Source organism: Candidatus Clostridium radicumherbarum, assembly GCF_045310525.1.
GTDB classification, from domain to species: Bacteria; Bacillota; Clostridia; order Clostridiales; family Clostridiaceae; genus Clostridium_AT; species Clostridium_AT radicumherbarum.
In genome coordinates this window covers 345,303-364,973 of the sequence record NZ_JBJHZY010000001.1, presented here as the reverse complement: position 1 = coordinate 364,973, position 19,671 = coordinate 345,303, and the positions used below count along the sequence as shown (strand labels likewise).

The window sequence follows — 19,671 nt, the reverse complement described above, 5'->3', positions numbered from 1 at the left end:
TCAGCTCCTGTCATCTAAGCTAATTTCTTAATTATCTTGACCACTTATCAACAAGTGCTTTTGAATCAAGATTTAATATATTCTTAGCTGTATCTGATATGCGGCTGTCCATTGGAGGATTGTTAAGATGTTTTATAAAGTCCTCCATATGGGTTATAGCCTCATTAGTTTTTCCTTGTTCAGTAAAGTGTTTTGCTTGAGCCAGATTATTAGTTAATTGCGACACCAATGGTCCAACCAAATCTCCAGACGTAGTATAACTACTTATCATCCTTTCTATAGATGCAATACTTGTATCTACCTTAACAGTTATCTTATTTGACTCTACGGTTATACCTTCAAAGGTTACTTTTACGGAGACTTCAGCAGTGCCAACATTGCCCCCTGTAATAACGCCTGTATTCTTATCAACTGCTGCAACTGTTGGATTACTTGTGAAGTACTCTACTGTTGTATTCTTTAAATCAACTATGGTACCATCATCAAGTTTTGGAGTAACAACTAACTGTGTACTAATGTTTCTTTCAAGGGATGTCTTGTCAGCTGTTAAATTAACACTTACAAGCTTCGGCTTAACCCTGAGGGCAACCTCGCCGCTTACTCCATCCATTGTTGTAGCAATAATATCGGTATTTCCTATTCCTGTTGCCGTAATGTTTCCGAGTTTGTCTACAGTAGCTACCTTAGTATTTGAAGATGACCAATTTATTCTTGTGTCATTCTTATCACCATTAATAATTGTCACAGCAGCTTTTGTTACTCCTCCTGTTACCAGCTCTGCTTTTTCCAAGGTAACTTGAACTGATTCATTAGTTGGAATAATATTTTCTTCTTTCTCAGTTGTTAGTCCTCCATCTGCCGATGTAGCAGTGATTTTAACGGTTTTGTTTATATTACTTCCCACTAAGGTCTGCAGCAGGTAATTAATGCTGTTATCAGCATCTCTTACTCTTATAACCTTGACTAGGGATTCATCACTGCTTGCAAGACTGTAGTATTTATTCAAAGCATTTGAAGGCTGCACATTGGCCTTGAATGGAACTATGCTTCCAGCAGTTAAGGATGGCTGATTATTCGAATCAAACTGAATACCAGATACACTTATTCCATTGTTTGTATAGAACTCAACCTCATCAATGGTCAACATGTAATATTTGCCGTTATAAAGTGGCGGGTAAGAATCTGTAGCTGTTAAAACTATAGTATCAAAGGTTGCATTTACATTCTCAAAGGTTAAAGAAGAATCTGCCTGCCCGGCAACTTTTGTTCCAATTATTGTTTCAACTCCGTTTAAATAACCTTTTGCTACGATAGTCTTCATTGATCCATTGCCATTTGGACGCTTACGAATCGTGAAATTTGTAATCTTTTGAGGGCTGCTAAATGTAAATTTCATGTTAAGCGGTAGATATTTATAGCTCTCTACTGGTGTGGTATCAAAAATCCACATTAGCTCCATATAAGTCCCTTGCTTGCCATCTATTAAAGAGTTAAAGGCACTTGGGCCGCCTTGGAGTTTTTGGCCATCCTCATCTGTCAATCCACCAACGGAAATTATATTTCTAGGCACCTTAACAACTGATGATGGTATAGCAGGAAATCCTGCATCGTTGGCCTCAACAATTCCTATTCCGTCTTTACTGTCAAAATCGCTGTTTACTACAACTGCATTGCTGGCAGCCATATCAAATTTAATATCAGCTACTGCTCTTAATTTCAAAGTAGCTACAACACCGTTTCCTGTAATCTTAGCTTTGTTTCCAAGATTGGCAAAGGCTAAATTTATTCTGGTCTTATTATCCTTTGCAAGTACTGTTGAATAATTAAGCATTTCCTTATCTAGGTCAGAAATCAATACATCCTTCGTACTTCCGGTGGTTAATACATATTTGGTTGTATCAAGGGGAATTTCCATACTAAAGGCATTTACATCGTTAAAGTTATTGGCATATACCTTTACGGCAAATTCATCACCAGCTTTTAAATCTGTTTTCGATGGAATTAATATCATGTTTCCAGATACATTTGTATTGCCTGCAACCACTCCTCCATCCAACTGACCGGTTACAAATGCTAAATCATATCCATCAATTATTCCGTTGTAGTTAACATCTGCTCTACTTGCGTAATTCCAATCGGCATCTCCCTCTTTGATGCCCATATAGTTTTTCAGGAATGTTAAATCTCCTTCATCTACTTTGTTGTCTGAGTTATAGTCTCCTGCCGGATATGCCGTGGAGCCATCTACCTTGTAAGGCCTGAATTCGATACCTGAACCAAATCCACCCACAGCCTGCTTAATATATAACTTTAAGTATCGAGCCTTCACTGGTTTATCAAGCTGGATTGTTTTTACATCCTTGCTTCTTACCCAAGTGCCGTCGGTAATAGCAGTCTTCCATGACTTTCCGTCAACACTGTATGAAAAATCATATTTTGTAATTGTTCCGTTTCCAGCATCAGTACGAGGTGTATATTCAAACTTATCAATATCATATACTGCCTTCAAGTCCATTGTAACTGACATTGGTGTTTGAGATATTCCCCAGGTTGTATGCCACAGAGTTGTGTCATCACCGTCAACCGCATTTTGAATTGGTGTTCCCGGCTGATCGCTAGCACTGCATGTGATTGAAATATTCTTTACAACATTTCTGTAACGATCCAATTTTGTCCTTGCAGTGTAAACTTGACTCCAATCAGAGGTGCCTTTTGAATTTACTGCACGCACTTCATAGGTATATTCAGTATCAGAAGGCAATCCTTCATGAATATAAGATGTATCCTTAAGGTTTGAAACAATGTATCCATTTTCTCCACCTATGCGGATATCATATGTCTTGGCACCTTCAACTGCATTCCAAGTTAACTTAATCTGTGAATCTGTAATTGCAGCATCACTAGAACCTAATCCAACAGGTACTGCTGGCGGTGCTATAGCTCCATCATCTTTTACAGCCTGTGTATTGTTAAATCCATTTACTGTTAGCTCAACACTATTAGCTGTTACATCTGTCTTTGCCACTTTAACATAAAGCTTTGGAGTTGTTGTAATCTCAGTGTTAGCAAAGTCAGAACCTGCAGAAGCATATTTATTCAGGTTAGGTTTTTCATTATAGAAATATACATTTCCTGAAGCAGCATTAAAATCCGCTTCGCTTGTAACTTCTGTTAACTGAACCTCAGTACCGCCAACCTTCACTTGTAAGCTTTCAGGTTTTTCCTGAACATTGACAATAAACTGTGTTCCACGCTGTTTGTCAAGGCCTAAACTTGCGTAGTCGCCTGAATTGACAACAGCCTTGTCAACCGTAATAACTGCCTGGCCCTTGCCTGTTACTGGGGCTGATGATGTAATTTTTGTTGCAGCATATACACCATTTTTATAATTTTGTGAATATCCGTCATCTTCGTACATTGAAAAGTCGGTATTACCTGATGGATATACTTCAAAAATTCTATCTGCATCCTTAGCAATCTTGCTTGGTGATGTATTTTCAGTAGTCATAGGAATTATAGCGCCATTTTTAACGAAAAGCGGTAGTTTCCATATTGGGGTACTGAAATTATTTAATACTACGCCGCCTTTGTACTGGTCTCCGGTAAAATAGTCAATCCATACCTGGTTCTTATCAGGCAGGTAAATTCCATTTCTGATTCCGGCATTGTTTTCGTCACCACGGTACATAGGAGCAACAAGCAAGTTCTTTCCCCACATATATTGATACTGAGTTTGCTTTCCATAGGTAAAAGGATCATTTGGGTATTCCAATACCATGGCTCTTACCATTGGCATACCGGTCTTGCTGGATTCTGCTGCATAAGTATAATAGTAAGGCAGCATTTGTGCTTTTAAGTTTAAATACATTCTGTTAATGGAAGTATATGGCTCGCCAAATACCCATGGATTCTTTGCATTTGAGCCCCAACCATCCATATCAATTTGAATAGGTGTAAATGCCTTCCACTGAAAATCACGGGTCTGTACTGCCGGATTTTTTCCTCCAAAAATTCCGTCCATATCCGATCCTACATTTGGGTTACCGGATAATCCAGCCCCAATATATGTAGGAATATGCATACGAATGTACTCCCAATCTCCTCCAGTTTGATCGCCTGACCATAATCCTGCATATCGCTGAGTTCCTGACCAACCATCTAATGATATTACAAAAGGACGATAATTGGAATTGTTTTGGATACCTTCATATGCTTGTCTCACCGCATTCAAGCCAAAGGAGTAACCTGCTCCAACCCAGGCAACGTCCGTTTTAACTCCACGGGTTCCTGCTACACCAACTTCTTTATCTATGTCACGATCATTGACTGTAGGATTGTTTGGATCAAGTGGATGAATGTTGGACTGCGTCCATAATCCTACCTGAACACCTTTTGAATTTGAATAATCGACAAAGGATTTTAAATTTGCTATATTTCCATCCAAGGTATCAGTTTGGCCATAGCCACAACCATAGCCATCATTTGGCAAAAACCATCCAAGCGGCATACCGTTAGAGCCATAGCTATCCAGCGCGGCCCTTCCTTCAACATTTAATGATTCTCTGTGTTGATTTCCAGGAGGGCCCACCATATCCCTGTTAAAGGCATCTGCATGCCCAAGATAAAATGCATACTGCGGTAGAAGTGCTGGCTTTCCAGTTAGTTCTGTATACTCATTTAATACAGCTGGGATGCTTCCGCCTGCAAAATAGTAAGCATCAAATCTTGCTTCGTTATGCACTGTGGTAACGATATCTTTAGAAGTTGCTCCAAAATCGTACTTACCTGGCTTCCATGTATGCCGCATTACTCCATAGCCACCTGTTGATACATAGAAAGGAGATGGACTGGATGCCCCGCCATCTGCCCAATTATTTTCATTAACTATATCAACAACTGTTCCTTTGTGTGAGAAATACCCGTTTTGTTGGCCACCACCATAGAAATATTCATTATCATTGGTGGAAAGGGTTTGAACGGTTTTACTTGTCCCATATTTTAAGGGTTCAGCCTCACTCCATAAAACTTTATTAGAGGCTTTGTTTACAAGCTGCATCTTAGAATTTTCTTTTTCTATTTTTAGTTCCACTTTTCCTGTAGAAATGATGTAATTGGAATCAGTAGTTGCAACAGATACATTAACTTTATTTTCTTTTTCGTAATCTGCTTCGCTTTTGGCAAGAATCGTCGTAGTATGATCAGAACTATTTGGAACCGGATTTTCAAGGAAGTTCCCACTTGGTTCCATATTTACGCGCAGCACATCCTCTGTTAGAAAAGTAATTCTTAAATCTTCACCTGTTTCCAGCTTAATATTAACCTTATTTTCCGACTGTGTAATAGAACTGACTTTTCCAATGGTCTTTAAATCAGCGTTACCAGAAGTTGTTTCAGCTGCTGATGCTTTGGAGACACTTGCTCCTAAAAGCATCAATATTGACAAACTATAGCAGATAAGCTTTTTCAATCGTACCTTTGTATTCATTTAGCTCCCCCCATTATATTCTATTTTTTGACTCCACAATATAACAGCTTGTTCTAATATTACTACCTTCAACTTCAAAAATTTCTTCTAAAGAAATACAGATAATCTCCAATTATTCTGTAATTTTAGGACTCATAATCACATCATTACCAGTTCTTATAAAATAAAAAACCTTTTCGGTAATTTTTAGTCAATTTAATTTGAGTTTTACATCTCTTACAGAAGACAGACTTCTTGCAGTTCCTCCCCTAAACCTTAAATTTCTTCTGTTTAATTGTTCTAAACTTGTATATTGCTTATTCCTAATACAAAAATATTGCAGCCCTATTATAAAATCATATGCTTACTGTTATATCCAATTTAAGTATATAACAGTAAGCATATTAAAACACCACCTATTCGTTTTACATTTTTGAGCCTATTTTTATTTTTTTCGATATAACTCTCTATCAAATTTATAAATAGAAATATTTCCGACAAAAAATACCAAAGTTGAACTGGCAAGTTGGATATATCATTATATTCTCTCCTGATTATTCATTGAAAACCCATCTCTTATAACATCTTTTAAATCTGGTGTGTCATCTTTTATTTCAATATTACTTAGTTTCTTAACTGCTCCAAAGGGCTCCTTTAAGGAGAGCTTCTCTCCTCTACCAGAAATAACCCATAAAACACTATATCCCTTAGGTTTTACTTGAAGCTCATCTTCACCTTTCCCATCAGTAAAGTACACTAACAAATTAACCTTATTATTGTTAGCATATTCAAAAACTGGAGAATACCTAGTACCGCCACTTATATTGCTTCTTTCTTTTATGTCCTTTATAGATTTAACTTTGTAGGAACGTCTAATTTCAGCATCACATTCTATAATAGTAATTTCATGATTATAATTTTTTACAATACTCAGTACTTCTTTAGTTGCCTGCTTAAATTCCTCATCACTAATGCTTCCGCTTATATCGAGTGCAACAGCAATTTGGGGTTTATGGCTGCGAAGCTCTCCTCTTAAATCTAGCCTATTTGGCTGCCTTCTATTTCTTCTAGTTATAGTCTTCTTTTTATTACTTTCAATAGTCCCCATTAACCTATGAAGATATAAATTCCAAGGAATTTCCCCATTACTGTTTTTAAGTGCCGCTATCATACCTTCTAAATAGGCAGGTATTGTACCTTTTTCAGAATTACTTACAAACTTCTCAGTAAATTCATTAAGTGTTTTTTCATCTATATCACTGGAACCTTCCCAAAGGTCATGGGTTTTTTCAGGGCTATATTCAGTTTCTATATTGTCATCTTTGTTGCTTTGCTCAAAATCACTATCATCCTCTGCAGCATCCTTATCTTCTTCTAGTAAAGCTATGGCAATTTGAAGCTTTTCCACATAATATTCAAAGGGCTCAAAGGGCTTAAGCTTTAAGGAATAATTTAAATTTACCCATTCTAAAGTAGTGGCATAAGGAGGTAAATCATTCAAATATTTATTTACCACTACATCCATTGCCATATTAATAGCTATTTTACTGAACCTTCCCTTAAATTCCCTTGCTCTTATTAAATGCATAGATAATATATGAAGTATTTCATGCTTTATTGTACTTTCCATTTGCTCTATATTAAGAGTTAAAAAAATTATGGGATTAAAATATATAACATATTTAGCTCCCTTAAAATTCACAGCTGTGGGACTGCTTATATCAAATCTTATCTCTCTTGACATTTGAAACAAAAAATATCCGTAGAAATTATCCTTGTCTTCCATAAGACCTAAATTAACCTTATTTACAAGGCTAAAAAACTCTATCTTAAATTCTTCTGGTACACTTATCTTTGCTTCCTCATAATAACGATTTTCTTTTAAGAAAGTATCTATAATTTTATATGCCTTATCATAAAGCCCCTTTACTGTATTATCAAAATTAACTTCCATAATTTATCCCCTTATTAAGCTGTAGGCTTCAAAATACGCTTCTACAAAGGCTTCATTTTCTATTGCATATTTATAAACTTCTGTATAGCTATTTTTAATGTCCTTCATGATTCCTATCATTAAATCAACAGGATATATTTTTAAAAACTCAATAAACCTATTAACATAATAACTTGAGTCAAAATCCTTGTCCTTTACATTTGTTTCTAAGCTTTTTAGAATATTCTTAGCGGATAAATAAAGCCTTGTATGACTTTCCTTCCTTATTCTATCAATAACTGCCTCATTAAGAGAAGCTCCTGAAAAAACATCTTCATAAGATATAAGAGGACTATAATCTGCTTCCACAAAGCTAATAAATTCTTCTGCTATAAGTTTTCCTACATTTCCTTTAATAACATTTAAAAACACCGCTCTAGGTATTGAAGCTTTTTTCTCCTTATAAATTTTATAAAGCTTAGAAATTCTTTCATAGCTTCTTGGAGTGGCTCTTATATCATCCTCATTTGCTTTGTTCAAATATTCCGGGAAAGTCCCGATAAACTCTATAATCTTTTGATCAAGCCCTGCATCTATTGCCCAATCTAACCACTGCACGTAATCAGGCTCCATGTATAACCACACAAATCTATTTTCTTGTGCTGCATCCATATCCACAACCTGGTAATCAAAATCCGAGCCATATTTACTTGAAGGATTCATGGCTGCTAGTATTTTTACTCCCTCATGTAACCTATATCCATTAATTTCTCTATTTAATATTAAGTTCATAAGCTCCTGCTGTACTGTATGTTCACAGCGATTTATCTCGTCAATAAATAAAAGCACTGTTTTCCCTTTGGATATTACCTCGTCAATTTCCCTTAACTTATTATGGATGGCATATACTGTAGTTTTCTTTTCTACCATTTCTCCCTTAGCATTTACTGCTGCATAAGCTTCTATAGTTGGAAGACCGCCTATTTCACCCTCCTTAAGAAGATTTCCATCTATGACAATTAGACTCCAATTATTTTCCCTGGCAATATCCTTTGCCAAAGCAGTTTTTCCTATTCCGCTTTCACCTACTATTAAAGGCACTTCTCCTGTTGCTAGTACCAGGTCAACACTTTTTATTGTATCTATAAAATTCATTTTGTTTCACTCCTATATTATCTTAAGCTTCTCATCTACAGCTATTTTCTTTGCCTTCTTACTTCCATATTTATAAATAAACATTATCTTATCCATTTCCATAATGTCACTGTCCTTATCTAAGGTATTATAATTTAAGAAGTCTCTTACATATTTTTCTTCCACATCTTCCTTTGATAATTCACCCTTTAATACTTCTTCTAATTCTTCTTTAGAAACTTCCTTCATTACATATTTAATAACTAAAATATTAATCTTTAGAAACTCTAGTATCTTCTTCTTGTCTAAATCGTTTATAAACTTAATAGCTTCCTCATTATTTTTTACAGCTATTAGCTCTGTATTATAGGTAGGTGATTTTATATATCTTAGTGCATCATAGCTTATTTTTACTGCCTCTTCTTGCACACTCTCAAAGGGCTCTTTTATAAGCCTTATAGAATCATAATTTTTTCTTACAGCTAATAATTGCAATTCCTCACTTGGATTATTAACATATCTAATAGCCCATCCAGCCTCACTTACAGCTAAATTTATTACCGACATCGTTGGATTTTTAATATACTCTAAGTTTGGCCATCCAGCACTTACAGCTTTTATCATCATTTCTTCAGTTGGGTCACTTATAAATTTAATGGCTGCAGGGTTATTTTCCATAGCTAATTCCTGCATTTCTCTTGTTGGCTTATCTATATATTTTAACATAAGACCATTTATCTTTATGGCAAGTAATTTCATCTCATCTGTTGGGTTATCTATAGCTGCTATAGTATTTGGATTAATCTTAATCATTTCTAAAAGCTTTACTTTCTCCATAGTGTTCCTTTCTTTCGGTTATTAATTATTAGGAAGTAATAATTAATAATTATTATCAATAAGATTATACCACTATATGACAAAGTGGTCTATAAATGCTGAAGTGCTATTTATGCGTAAAAAAACCGCAATACATGCGGCTTTTTAAATAATCCTGGATTTTGACTTAGAATTTAAGTAATAAAAAATACTATTTTGCATTCTCATCTGGCTGATGTATACCAAAAACATTACCTTCAGTGTCAATATAATATCCCTGCCACGCCATTCCGGGTAGGGCGTATTTTGGCAATGCTACCTTGCCGCCATTATTAAGAATTTTGGTTTCAGTTGAATCGTAGTCTTCAACTCCCATTGTACATGCATAGCCATTCAAAGCCTGACCTGATACAGGGGAAACACCTTGACGTTTCATCAAAGCCCCGTTAATTCCCAGCTCCTTTGAGTCCCCAGTTACAGCCCCAAAATAAGGAGTTCCAGCATAATCGCTCCAATCTTCAAAGGTCCATCCAAATACCTCTCCATAAAACTTCTTAGCACGCTCCATGTCATCTACATGAATTTCAAAATGAACTACTCTCCCCATATTAACCTCCTAATTTTTGAATTCGTTTATCTTTATTACATTTTCCTTTTGATTTATCTTATCTATTATTTTAATTAATATAGAGATTTATTCAATACTTGTTATCAAAGATTTACATAAATAAACCATAAAGAATATTTCCTATAACTATTTTAATTATTTGCGACAACATATTATTCATACAATCGTAATTACTGTATTATGATATAATTTTCATAAAGATTAAATCACAGTTTTAAATCAGATGATTTTTATTAAAAAGTTTAATGTATTATGAGTATACACAAGTTTATTAAATAAGGAGGTAGTTGAAACGAGAAAAGCATTTCTAACGCTTTATGCGTTAATGTTTGCAATTATTTTAATAGCCTATAAAAAAAGTGAGTTTGCGTTTTGGGGATTTTTAACTGTATTTTTTATCTTTTCATTAATGATAGCCTATATGACTATCAGAAATTTCAAAGTTCTAAATAAGGGGGCTTATCTTGTAAATAATGGAGATGCTGAAAAAGCAATAGAGCTTTTCTCAAGATCTTTAAAGAGTTCAAATAAAACTGTAAAGGCCTTGCCTTTAGCTTATAGAGGAATGGTTTATTTAAGAATAAGAAAATTTGATTTAGCCTTACAGGATTTAGTGGATTCCTGTAAAATTAAAAAGCTTCCTTTAATTAATATTGTAAAAGCTGGAGTTGTATATACTGAGCTTAAACAATATGACAAAGCACTTAAATATTTTTTAAAGGCAGTAGAACTAAAACCTAAATCCAGCGTTGCTTATACAAACCTGGGGTGGTTCTATTTACATACTAACGAATATGAAAGAGCTATAGAGAACTTAAACAGAGCAATTGAACTTGTGAGTGGAGAATTTTTAGGTAAATCAAAAAATCTCTGCACTGCATACAACAATTTAGGTACTATATATATTAAATCAAAAGAATATGCTAAAGCCGATGATTTTCTATCTAAAGCACTTAATATAAAAATGAAAACTTCAGAAACCTTGGTAAAAGCTAATATTTATAAAAGCTATGCTTACTTACAAAAAATGATCGGAAATACTCAATTGTCAAGGGATTATGCTTTAAAAGCTATTGAACTAGATCCATATGATTTTTTCTCATATAAAATTTTAGCTGAAATTAATCTTATTCAAGATAACTATGATGGCTTTTATAAAAATTTCGAAATTTTCTTAGAGAAAAAAGGACTCAGTATTGACAACGAAGACATTGAAGATGGAATTTATGAAAAGGTCAAAAGTGATGAAAGGTTTCAATTGTTAATCCAGAATAAAGGTAGCAAGGTAAAATATAATGAACTAAATACTTCTATAAATGATGACGAAATACTTTCTTATAACTTTAACGCTAAGCAAGTTAATAAAAATAAAAAAATAATAATCCTTTTTATTTTTTTATTAATTATAGAAATAATTAATCTACTTATGATAAATAAGTAATTATATGAAAAATATCGTAACTTTTGGACAACCTGTATATATGGGAATTGCGATTATTTGCCTGTTTTAGTTAAGCAGAAGGACAAAAAACAGCGTTAATATATGTGAATATTAACGCTGTTTAAATTTTATAAAAGTGTTGACCCTGACATTATGTCATAGTGTAATATTAAATTAGAGGTTGATAATGCTAATAAAGCTCAGCCGGCAGAGCATTAGGTGGTATTAAGGCTCTAAAATCAAAGTTTGGGGTGAAGTTATGAGAACAATAAAACAAGTTTCGGATTTAACAGGAATAAGTGTACGTATGCTGCACCACTACCATAAGATTGGATTATTAAAACCAACTAAATTAACGGAAGCAGGTTATAGACTTTATGATGATGAAGCTCTTGAAACTCTGCAGCAGATTTTATTTTTTAAGGAACTTGATTTACCACTAAAGGAAATTAAAGAAATCATAACTAGTTCTGGCTTTGATAAGATGAAAGCACTAGAAAATCATAAGAAACTAATCATTTTAAAAAGGGATCGATTAAATGGTTTGATAGAGCTTATAAATAAAACCTTAAAAGGAGCGAATAGGATGAGTTTTAAAGAATTTGATATGAGTGAATATTATAATGTACTAGAAGAATTTAAGAAAGAAAATAAAGATAAAGTAATTAGGCAGTTTGGAAGTGTAGATAAATTTGATGAAATGATTGAAAAAATAAAGGCTGGGGAATCAAATCTTGCCAATATGGCTATAAAAGAATATGGAAGCATAAAAAAATATACTGAAGCTGTAAAGAAAAATTTAAATAATAGTCTGGCAATAACTAAAGCAGAACAAATTGATGAGTTTAAAAAGGATTGTCTTCATGATAAGCATCCTAAATTAAAAGAACTATATAAAAAGCTTACAGCTGACTTAAGCAAAGATCCTTCTTCAAAGGAAATTCAACAAATTGCTGGTGAAATAACTAATACAGCTAAAAAAGATTATGAAGCTTTTAAAACTAATATGGGAGACTATTATTGGTACACTATGGTACGACTTTACTTAATGTTTCCTGATTGGATAGAAGAAGTTGATAAAAAATATGGAAATGGTGCATCTAAATTTATTGGAAATGCTTTAAAAATTTATTTGGGAGATTATGAGCCTAAAATAGAAACACTATATAAAAAACTTACAGCTGACTTATATAAAGATCCTTTCTCAAAGGAAATTCAAGAAATTATTTCTGAGATAGTAGATGAGACACAAAAGCAGCATGAAACTTTAAAAGTAGAGGTTGGAGAAAATTATTGGAGTTATCAGGCAGAGCAGTATATGTCAGAGTCTACTTATAAAAAAGTATTGGATAAGAAATATGGAGATGGTGCATCTAAATTTATTGGAGAAGCCCTAAAATTTTATGCTGAAAAAGTGTAAATCATAAAGTCCTCAATTTTTTATTAAAATGTTATTGCTACCTTCTTAGTGGTACCTTCCAGTTAATACACCATATAATATATCAAGTAAAATAATTGCTATTTATAAATGATTTCTTGTAAGGAGGTCTTTAGAAGTGGAAAGAGAATGGTCCATTATGTATAATGACTCTCAATATAGCATGTATGACATATTAGCTTTTTCGGACAGCGATATATTTGCAGTTGGTGTTTATTCAGATGAAAATAATAATAGGAGTGCAGGCATTCTTCATTATGATGGTGTAAATTGGACACCTATGTCATTAAGCAATCTAACATTACCAGATATATGCCTTAAAGGGGTATGGGGATTATCACCTAATGATATTTTTGCAATCGGAAACAATGATACTGTAATCCATTATGACGGAGTTTCTTGGAGTAATTCCAATTATTTTGATGAAGACCTTTACGATGTCACTGGTATCTGGGGATCTTCTGCTAATAACATTTATATTACATCGGCAAATAGAATAGAGCACTTCGATGGTGTAAATTTAGAGCCTGTATACACCGATTACTCTAGCACATCACGATTTACTAATATTTGGGGAACTTCAGATAATGATATATTTGCCATTAATGAGATTGGATTTATATATCACTTTGACGGGGCTAATTGGAAGACAATGAATAGCAATTCAATTGAGGATTTGTATAGCATAAGTGGAACTTCTCATTATGATATATTTGTATCAGGTAATAATGGAACAATATTACATTATAATGGCAATGAGTGGTCAAATATGTTTTCCGGTACAAACTTAGCTATTACAGGTATTTATTGCATTTCACCAACAAATGTATATGCTGTAACTAGTACCTCTATCCTTTACTATGATGGTAATAGATGGGGATTTATGAGCACTCCTAATAATGAGAATCAAGGGATTCAATCTATAAGTGCATCACCAAGTGGTATGGTATATGCTGTTTGTAACGGTGTTATCATGTGCTATGGAAATATATTTACTTTCGCTAACTTAAGCATAGTAAATAATGATTCACAGAAATCTGTCGGTGAAGGTACTATAACAAATAATGCTGCTATACCCGGTAATGAGTATATTCCTAACTCCATTAACAATCCAGTTATTGAAAATACTTCCAAAGATCCATCACCTTCTCCTGAAGAATTAATATTAGCACTTAAGTTAAAGATAAATAAATCGATATCAGAAGGAAATAATGGCAGAGCACTTGGAAATTATTTACTTAAAAAATTAGATGAAGCAATGACTCAAATTAATAAAAATAATAAAAAAGCTGCAAAAAATCAACTTAATACTTTCATAACCCAAGTTAAGGTTTTTATTATTAATGGGAATTTAAGTCGTAAAAGTGGAAAATTTTTGATAGATGCCATAATTAAGATAAATAACACCTTGTAATTAAATGAAATATGTTAGTTGTTTAATAACTCCACCACATTTTTGTGGTGGAGTTATTGGAGAAAGAGGTGCTTACAAGGCTACAACTGCATGCCCTCCCTAAATATAGAGATTTATTCAATACTTTGTCGAAGGCTATTAACCAATAAACACCTTACAATTATCTAAAAAATGTTTAGCTGCAGATGAAAGATAATGACTTTTTTTCCATACTACTGCAGTTCTTGTAATCAAATTTGATTCCTCGATTTCAACATACTTCAAATCTGTACTTGAAATAAGTCCAATCCAGTCCTTTGGAACTATAGCTACCCCCATTCCTGTATCAGCCCATAATAATATCGCCCTCGTATCATCGATTTTTCCCAGAATCCTTGGTTCAAAACCTGACTTTTCACATGCTTCTACAATCATTTTCTCATACCTGCGGTGTACTAATAGTGGCTTATCTCTAAGGTCTTTCATTTCAATATATTTTTGATCCTTCTTCCAGCAAAGATTTCCACTGGTGGCTGCAATCATAGGTTCATTAGGCAGCAAAATTGACTCATATAGTTCTGTATTTATAGGAGTTCGAATAACTCCAATTTCTATGAGTCCATTATTTAATAAATCCAAAATCTCATGTGTATGGCACTCTCGTATATGAAAATTTATTCCTGGATACTGCTTATGAAAGTTATAAATCCATTTTGGTAAAAGAATATCTCCAGCAGATGATATAGCACCAATTGATAATGTCCCTTGGAGCCCTTCATTGAAATCCTTCAGCTCTTTAACTGTTCTATCCATCATCTCCAGCATCTGTTTAGCTCTATAGAGCAGCATCTCCCCTGCATTTGTTAATTGAATTTTTCGAGTACTTCTTTCCACCAAAGTTACACCCAGTTCCTCCTCAAGGAGTTTCAGTTGATTGCTAAGATGAGGCTGTGCAATATGTAGTTTTTCAGCTGCTTTTGTAATATTTCCTTCTTCGGCTATCCCAATAAAATAGCTAAGTTGCTTTATATCCATTTTTAATTTCACTCCATGATTCATACATAAAAATATATAAATATCATATGTTTTAGATATTTTAATTATATATTAATTTTTGCTAAAATAATACTTGATTTTAAAGGTATAGTCAATAAAAAAGATTGAATTAATTTAACATCATAGAGATTTGTGCTAGGAGGATACATATGGAAATATTATTTGGATTTTTAATTTCATTCTGCTTATTAATAATTAGTGTTTTAAAAGGCATGTTCATTGGATATGCACTAATTGCTGCTTGGTTAATTTTTGCAGTAATTTCAATAAAAAAAGGATATACAATAAAAGAAATCCTAGAAATGTCTTACAAGGGTGGGAAACAATCCTTTGTAGTTGCTAAAGTTCTCCTTTTGATTGGTGCTGTTATAGGAGTTTGGATGGCTTCAGGAACTATAGCTGCCATAGTTTATTATTGTTTAAAACTTATTACCCCTTCTTTATTTATTTTTTCTGTATTTTTAATCTGCTGTGGAGTCTCATTGTTAATAGGTACTTCATTAGGAAGTGTAAGCATGGTTGGTCTGCCATTAATGATAATAGCAAGAAGTGGAAATGTAAATTTAAATATGACAGCAGGTACCATTATTGCTGGTGTTTACTTCGGAGACAGATGTTCTCCAATGTCCAGCAGTGCAGCTTTAATTGCCAGCCTAACTAAAACTAATATATTTACTAATATAAAGAACATGCTGTATTCTTCAATAATTCCATTTTCTCTGTCCATAGTTTTCTATTATACTTTATCTGTATTACAGCCACTTAAAGGCATGAATAATAATTTATCAAATGAGCTTTTGGGAAACTTCAAAATAGGGTTCATTATATTACTGCCAGCTATAATTATATTAATTTTATCACTTTGTAAAATTAAGATTTATTTTTCTGCTCCTATAAGTATTTTTGTAGCTTCAGTATTTGCAGTAATTTTTCAACATTATCAATTTAAAGAAGTTATTCAATTTATTATTTTCGGATTTCAAACAAGTAAAAGTAGTCCCTTATATAATATTTTAAAAGGGGGCGGTATTATTTCAATGTTAAAATCAAGTTTGGTATTGTTTGTTTCCTGCTCTCTTTCGGGTATATTTAAAGAGATAAATGTTTTTGAGGGTTTTAAAAAAATAATAACGTACAAAACATTAACAAGACAAAATTTATTCAGTATAACCTCCATGGTAAGCATTATAACTGCAGCCTTTGGGTGTAATCAAACAATTAGCTCTGTTATGACTAATGAAATTATGAAAGATTGTTATGAAGATGTTGATAAATATCAATTTTCATTAGACCTTGAAAACTCTGGAATACTAATTGCTGCACTCATTCCTTGGAATATTGCCGCACTTGTTCCTACAACAACTCTGAATGTAAATATAGTGGGATATATACCCTATGCCTTTTACTTGTATATATTACCTATTGTATATTTTATATATTCGAAATACTCTAATGGTAATTTAAATATAAACTTAAATAGACAAGAAATTACTAATTAAAACACAACCAATAAGAAAAGGACTATATGATTACCAAGTGTAAATCATATAGTCCTCTATTTATAATTAGAATGTTTTTGCTACCTTTATAGCCTTTTCAATAGCATTTACTTTTATTTCCTCTGCCTTATCAGGAGTTGCAGCCATGCCTTCTGCTATGATAGATTGTCTATCATTTATTCCTATAAAATTTAGGATAGTGTTAATATACTTATCGCCCATTTCCACATCTGCAGCTGGTCCTTCTGAGTATACTCCCCCTCTAGCTTGGATATGAATTGCTTTCTTGTCAGTTAGAAGTCCTACTGGACCATTCTCTGTGTACTTAAAAGTTTTATTTACAATACAAATATTATCCAAATAAGCCTTCATCTTAGGTGGCACTGTAAAATTCCAAAGTGGTGTTACAAATACATATTTATCTGCTGACATGAACTGTTCTAATATTGAGTTCATTGCTGATACTTTCTTCTGCTCTACTTCTGTTAATTCCTCAAAGGATTTACCTTGTCCAAATTTTCCCCATGCACTAAATACATCCTCATCAATTAAAGGCACTTCCATATTGTATAAATCCAAATTTGTAATTTCATAATTGGAATGAGTTTTTATAAATGATTGCATAAAGGCATCTCCAACAGCTAAGCTAAAAGATTCCTCCTTGGATTTTGGGTTTGCAGTAATATATAATACTTTATTCATTTTTACATCTTTCCTTTCAAATAATTTTTTTAAAAAGTTTAGCATATTATTCTTCCTTTTCAGAATTTATTTTACTGAATAATTTATGTTGTTAAAATTAGAATATTTTTGTAATATACTAATCATTTATTACTCAGTTACCTTGCGTAACTATAGTACAATAATATACTTACTCTTGTCAATAGATATTATTAAAAAAATAACAAAAAAATCTTTTGGAAGAACTAAATTACTTTAACAATCTAAAAATTTCATTAAGGAAAAAATGTTTGAAGACTAATCTATCAAGATATTAACTCTTTCCCATATAGCTTCCTTCACTTCACTGCATATATTATCAAAATTATCTTCAATACTGCTGCTAAGTGACAAGGTAAAATCAAAGTTTTCACCTTCTATACCTACTAATATTCCATCAATGGCTTTATAAAAGGTTTCAAGGGCTTTTATAAAGCTATATCCGTGTTGTGATAATAGACTTTCATTAGTATTTAGCCTATAAATATCCTTTAAACTACTAACTGTTACTGTTCCTGGTTCAATTCCAAAATAGGTTGCATCAATTATGATTATGTAGTCACCTTCATGGATTTTGCTAAGACAATACTGAAAGTCTGTCTCCCCAATGATTACTTCAATATCGCCTTCCTCAAAGCTTTTGTCCAGCTTTTCAATGATATGAATAGCAGCTCCATCATCACCCATGAGCCTGTTCCCTATTACAACAATCTTTATGGACATATTATTAGCTCCATTGGTTTAAATCTATCACTGACAATGTGTGTAGCGCAGGATATACATGGATCATAGGATCTTACAATTCTTCCTATTTCCACAGGATGCCCTGGGTTTTGAATCTCAGTACCTATAAGGGCCTGTTCTATCACTCCTCTTACTGCTTTTGAATCTGTTGGGGAACAGTTCCAGACACTTGGTGTAATAATGTTGTAATGATTTATTAGCTTATTTTCAATAGACACCCAATGACCCAGTGCTCCTCTGGTTGTATCTATAAGTCCGCTGCCTCTTGAATTATCCGGAATCTCGTATTGCCTTTGACCTACAGCTTCAAAGCTGGCCATTTCAAGCAACCCTTCAATTATTTCTATAACCCTTTTAGTCTCCAAAACTCTTGCAATGGTTCTATCCATCATGGATATCTTATTTTCATAGTTGCCGCTTAAAATCATTCTTGCAAGAGGACCTACTTCCATAGGATGGCCTTGATAGCGAGGTGCTTTTACAAAGCTGTAAGCCTGAGCTTTGTCCATATCATCTTCAGTATAGCTGCCAAATAGATTATCTTGAACTGTTTCTCCCTTATACCATGAATTATATATATTTTCCGTTATTTTTGTCTGCTCAAATGGGCTCATCTGTCCGTTAAGCATAACTGCAGGCTTTACGTAGCTTACTTCCTTTTCACTGTAGGTGTTGAATACTCCATAACTCATTAGGTTCCCAAAACCGCGGCCCATCTTAAAATAGTCCTTATAATAATGGGCAATAATATTCACATCTTCCAGCATTCTATTATTTATAAAGGCTTTTGTTTCAGAAACTAAATACTTTAAATGAATAAGCCTAGAAGCATCTAAGCCTTCAACTACCCCTCCAACAAAAACCCCATGATTATGTGGAGCCTTCCCTCCAAGCACTGCCAAGCCTTCATGAGCTAGTCTACTGAACCTTATAGCCTCCAAGTAATCATCTGATATTTTCTTGTTTAAAGCTTTTGGAAGCCTTAGGTCATATCCTCCAGCAGAAGATACCGGCTCAAGTTCCGGAGTGACTACAAAATCCGGCAAAGTAAAAAGATAGAAGTGTCTTATATGATTTTGGATAAACTCCCAGCCATGAATAATGTCTCTCAGCATCTTATCATTTTCCTTGGGATGAACTTCAAGAGCATCTTCTAATGCAAGGGCAGATGTAACTGAGTGAGCTGTGGAACAAATTCCGCATATCCTCTCAGTAAAATAGATAGCATCAAAAGGGGATCTTCCTATAAGCATCTTTTCAAAGCCTCTAAATAATAGACCGCTGCTTTTAGCATCAACTACTTTATTTTTTTCAATCTTCACCTCTATCTCCATAAAGCCGCTTATACGTGTTAATGGATTTACTGTTATTGTTCTACTCATATTTTTACCTTCACCTCAATTCA

13 protein-coding genes are annotated in these 19,671 nt (G+C 33.4%); 4 read left to right on the top strand and 9 right to left on the bottom strand.

Annotation, left to right across the window (positions count from 1 at the left end; genetic code table 11):
• Nucleotides 1-31: 31 nt before the first annotated feature.
• The 5 genes from ACJDUH_RS01765 to ACJDUH_RS01745 all read right to left on the bottom strand — a co-directional run bounded on the left by ACJDUH_RS01765 (nt 32) and on the right by ACJDUH_RS01745 (nt 9,954).
• Nucleotides 32-5,485: a TIM-barrel domain-containing protein gene (locus ACJDUH_RS01765; protein WP_406763433.1), complete on the bottom strand. Its 5,454-nt coding sequence runs from the start codon at nt 5,483-5,485 to the stop codon at nt 32-34.
• 517 nt (nt 5,486-6,002) lie between these two features.
• Nucleotides 6,003-7,418 (bottom strand): vWA domain-containing protein, encoded by a 1,416-nt coding sequence (locus tag ACJDUH_RS01760; RefSeq protein ID WP_406763432.1) that lies wholly within the window; start codon nt 7,416-7,418, stop codon nt 6,003-6,005.
• A 3-nt stretch (nt 7,419-7,421) separates the two neighbouring features.
• Nucleotides 7,422-8,552 carry an ATP-binding protein gene (locus ACJDUH_RS01755; RefSeq protein WP_406763431.1) on the bottom strand — a complete coding sequence of 377 codons (1,131 nt, stop codon included), beginning with the start codon at nt 8,550-8,552 and terminating at the stop codon, nt 7,422-7,424.
• 12 nt (nt 8,553-8,564) lie between these two features.
• A complete protein-coding gene (locus tag ACJDUH_RS01750; RefSeq protein ID WP_406763430.1) occupies nt 8,565-9,368 on the bottom strand; it encodes a hypothetical protein in 804 nt (267 codons plus the stop codon).
• Nucleotides 9,369-9,558: 190 nt separating this feature from the next.
• A complete protein-coding gene (locus tag ACJDUH_RS01745; protein WP_406763429.1) occupies nt 9,559-9,954 on the bottom strand; it encodes a VOC family protein in 396 nt (131 codons plus the stop codon).
• 346 nt (nt 9,955-10,300) lie between these two features.
• On the opposite strand from ACJDUH_RS01745, the gene ACJDUH_RS01740 reads away from it, so the two are divergent.
• From ACJDUH_RS01740 to ACJDUH_RS01730, 3 genes are all read left to right on the top strand, one after another.
• A complete protein-coding gene (locus ACJDUH_RS01740; protein WP_406763428.1) occupies nt 10,301-11,416 on the top strand; it encodes a tetratricopeptide repeat protein in 1,116 nt (371 codons plus the stop codon).
• Between the two features lie 259 nt (nt 11,417-11,675).
• Nucleotides 11,676-12,836 carry a MerR family transcriptional regulator gene (locus ACJDUH_RS01735; protein ID WP_406763427.1) on the top strand — a complete coding sequence of 387 codons (1,161 nt, stop codon included), beginning with the start codon at nt 11,676-11,678 and terminating at the stop codon, nt 12,834-12,836.
• Between the two features lie 136 nt (nt 12,837-12,972).
• On the top strand, nt 12,973-14,268 hold the full coding sequence (locus ACJDUH_RS01730; protein ID WP_406763426.1) for a WD40/YVTN/BNR-like repeat-containing protein: 1,296 nt from the start codon (nt 12,973-12,975) through the stop codon (nt 14,266-14,268).
• Nucleotides 14,269-14,406: 138 nt separating this feature from the next.
• Here ACJDUH_RS01730 and ACJDUH_RS01725 read toward each other — a convergent pair whose 3' ends face one another.
• Nucleotides 14,407-15,282: a LysR family transcriptional regulator gene (locus ACJDUH_RS01725; RefSeq protein ID WP_406763425.1), complete on the bottom strand. Its 876-nt coding sequence runs from the start codon at nt 15,280-15,282 to the stop codon at nt 14,407-14,409.
• Nucleotides 15,283-15,452: 170 nt separating this feature from the next.
• On the opposite strand from ACJDUH_RS01725, the gene ACJDUH_RS01720 reads away from it, so the two are divergent.
• Nucleotides 15,453-16,802 carry a Na+/H+ antiporter NhaC family protein gene (locus ACJDUH_RS01720; protein WP_406763424.1) on the top strand — a complete coding sequence of 450 codons (1,350 nt, stop codon included), beginning with the start codon at nt 15,453-15,455 and terminating at the stop codon, nt 16,800-16,802.
• 66 nt (nt 16,803-16,868) lie between these two features.
• Here the strand turns inward: ACJDUH_RS01720 and ACJDUH_RS01715 are convergent, their stop codons facing one another.
• The 3 genes from ACJDUH_RS01715 to ACJDUH_RS01705 form a co-directional block, all read right to left on the bottom strand.
• A complete protein-coding gene (locus ACJDUH_RS01715) occupies nt 16,869-17,504 on the bottom strand; it encodes an FMN-dependent NADH-azoreductase (protein ID WP_406763423.1) in 636 nt (211 codons plus the stop codon).
• Between the two features lie 276 nt (nt 17,505-17,780).
• The gene (locus tag ACJDUH_RS01710; RefSeq protein ID WP_406763422.1) at nt 17,781-18,245 is read right to left on the bottom strand and encodes a hydrogenase maturation protease; all 465 of its coding nucleotides are present in this window, start codon (nt 18,243-18,245) and stop codon (nt 17,781-17,783) included.
• Complete coding sequence (locus ACJDUH_RS01705; RefSeq protein ID WP_406763421.1) at nt 18,236-19,648, bottom strand: nickel-dependent hydrogenase large subunit; 1,413 nt, start codon at nt 19,646-19,648, stop codon at nt 18,236-18,238. Before ACJDUH_RS01705 ends, ACJDUH_RS01710 begins: the two co-directional genes overlap by 10 nt.
• Nucleotides 19,649-19,671 lie beyond the last annotated feature (23 nt).

Bases quoted from the DNA above. Each gene is read 5' to 3' on its own strand.
- ACJDUH_RS01765 (WP_406763433.1), bottom strand. From the start codon at position 5,485: ATGAATACAAAGGTACGATTGAAAAAGCTTATCTGCTATAGTTTGTCA.
- ACJDUH_RS01760 (WP_406763432.1), bottom strand. From the start codon at position 7,418: ATGGAAGTTAATTTTGATAATACAGTAAAGGGGCTTTATGATAAGGCA.
- ACJDUH_RS01755 (WP_406763431.1), bottom strand. From the start codon at position 8,552: ATGAATTTTATAGATACAATAAAAAGTGTTGACCTGGTACTAGCAACA.
- ACJDUH_RS01750 (WP_406763430.1), bottom strand. From the start codon at position 9,368: ATGGAGAAAGTAAAGCTTTTAGAAATGATTAAGATTAATCCAAATACT.
- ACJDUH_RS01745 (WP_406763429.1), bottom strand. From the start codon at position 9,954: ATGGGGAGAGTAGTTCATTTTGAAATTCATGTAGATGACATGGAGCGT.
- ACJDUH_RS01740 (WP_406763428.1), top strand. From the start codon at position 10,301: ATGTTTGCAATTATTTTAATAGCCTATAAAAAAAGTGAGTTTGCGTTT.
- ACJDUH_RS01735 (WP_406763427.1), top strand. From the start codon at position 11,676: ATGAGAACAATAAAACAAGTTTCGGATTTAACAGGAATAAGTGTACGT.
- ACJDUH_RS01725 (WP_406763425.1), bottom strand. From the start codon at position 15,282: ATGGATATAAAGCAACTTAGCTATTTTATTGGGATAGCCGAAGAAGGA.
- ACJDUH_RS01720 (WP_406763424.1), top strand. From the start codon at position 15,453: ATGGAAATATTATTTGGATTTTTAATTTCATTCTGCTTATTAATAATT.
- ACJDUH_RS01715 (WP_406763423.1), bottom strand. From the start codon at position 17,504: ATGAATAAAGTATTATATATTACTGCAAACCCAAAATCCAAGGAGGAA.
- ACJDUH_RS01710 (WP_406763422.1), bottom strand. From the start codon at position 18,245: ATGTCCATAAAGATTGTTGTAATAGGGAACAGGCTCATGGGTGATGAT.
- ACJDUH_RS01705 (WP_406763421.1), bottom strand. From the start codon at position 19,648: ATGAGTAGAACAATAACAGTAAATCCATTAACACGTATAAGCGGCTTT.